Annotated in this window: 2 protein-coding genes; both read right to left on the bottom strand. The window is 61.1% G+C overall.

Features of this window, described 5'->3' with window-relative positions:
• On the bottom strand, nucleotides 1-240 hold a 240-nt coding region (locus AC2FFH_RS23130), incomplete at its 3' end, for a chorismate mutase (protein WP_496845415.1).
• Between the two features lie 57 nt (nucleotides 241-297).
• Nucleotides 298-1,947 (bottom strand): formate--tetrahydrofolate ligase (locus tag AC2FFH_RS23125; RefSeq protein WP_496845414.1); only part of this gene is annotated, 1,650 nt, incomplete at its 5' end.

Below are 1,947 nucleotides of genomic sequence, written 5' to 3'. Positions count from 1 at the left end.
TTCGGCCAAATCCGGATCCATTCCCAGCTCGGCCGAGCTTGCGCGCACGCGGTGCACCACGTCTTCGACACGGTCCGGGATACGGGCAGGCAGGCCCTCGCCCGGCTTCAGCTCGGACGCGCGGTCAATGTAGCCTGCGCGCGCCACCAACATTTCGATCAGTTGGCGGTCCAGCTTGTCGATCTGAACCCGCAGATCCTGCATCGTTGCACAGTCTTGCGGCGGTGTCAGAGTGGGCATCGCGATCTCCTCATGGCCCGGGAAAACCCCGGACCACGAGATGTCCTATTCGGCGGCTTAGAACAAGCCCTCGATCTCACCTGCGTCATTGAGGCAGATGGTTTCCGCAGCCGGTTTGCGTGGCAGACCGGGCATGGTCATGATCTCACCGCAGACCACCACGATAAAGCCGGCACCCGCGCTCAGACGTACCTCACGCACCGGAACCGAATGGCCGGTGGGCGCGCCGCGCAAAGTGGGGTCGGTCGAGAACGAATACTGCGTCTTGGCCATGCAGACCGGCAGATTGCCATATCCGGCCTCTTCCCATTCACGCAGCTGGTTGCGGATCTTGTTGTCGGCCAGAACCTCGTCGGCGCGGTAGATGCGCTTGGCGATGGTTTCGATCTTTTCGAACAGCGGCATGTCATCGGGGTAGATCGGTGCGAAGTTGGCACTGCCGCCCTCGACGATCTCGACAACCTTCTCGGCCAGCGGCGCAGAGCCTTCCGAGCCCAGTTCCCAGTGACGCGACAGAACCGCCTCAACCCCATGCGCGGCGCAATAGTCGCTGACCGCCTGCACTTCGGCATCGGTGTCGGTGACGAAGTGGTTGATGGCAACCACAACCGGCACGCCAAAGGATTTCACGTTCTCGATGTGACGACCCAGGTTGGCACAGCCCGAGTTGACCGCATCGACGTTTTCCGCACCCAGATCGGCCTTGGCAACGCCGCCGTTCATCTTCATCGCACGCACGGTGGCAACCAGCACCACTGCAGACGGCGCGATGCCCGCCTTGCGGCACTTGATATTCATGAACTTCTCAGCACCCAGATCGGCCCCAAAGCCAGCCTCAGTCACAACGTAGTCAGCCACTTTCAAAGCAGTCTTGGTGGCAATGACCGAGTTACAGCCATGCGCGATATTCGCGAACGGGCCACCGTGGACAAAGGCTGGGTTGTTTTCCAGCGTCTGCACCAGGTTCGGCTGCATCGCGTCTTTCAGCAACACGGTCATCGCGCCTTCGGCCTTGATGTCGCGGCAGTAAACAGCAGTCTTGTCGCGGCGATAGGCCACGATGATGTCACCCAGACGCTTTTCCAGATCCTTCAGGTCGTTGGACAGGCACAGGATCGCCATGACCTCGGACGCCACGGTGATGTCAAAGCCGGTTTCGCGCGGGAAGCCGTTCGACACCCCACCCAGAGACGCCGTGATCTGACGCAGGGCGCGGTCATTCATGTCGACCACGCGACGCCATGCGACGCGGCGTACATCGATCTCGGCTTCATTGCCCCAGTAGATGTGGTTGTCGATCATCGCCGACAGCAGCGAATGCGCCGAGGTGATCGCGTGGAAATCCCCGGTGAAGTGCAGGTTCATTTCCTCCATCGGAACAACCTGCGCGTACCCGCCCCCTGCAGCGCCGCCCTTCATGCCAAAGTTCGGGCCCAGCGAGGCTTCGCGGATACAGATCATCGCATTCTTGCCAATGCGGTTCAGACCATCACCCAGACCCACGGTCGTGGTCGTCTTGCCCTCACCCGCAGGCGTCGGGTTGATCGCGGTGACCAGCACCAACTTGCCGTCTTCGCGACCCTGGACCGAGTTGATGAACTCCTGGCTGACCTTCGCTTTGTCATGGCCGTAGGGCAGCAGATCAGCAGAATCGATGCCAATCTTAGCGCCGATTTCCTGAATAGGCTTCTTCTGCGCCTCGCGCGC

It is taken from the genome of Ruegeria sp. YTSC003 (assembly GCF_059609785.1).
Note: the sequence above shows the minus strand (reverse complement) of the source record. Positions and strands in the feature narration are given on the sequence as shown.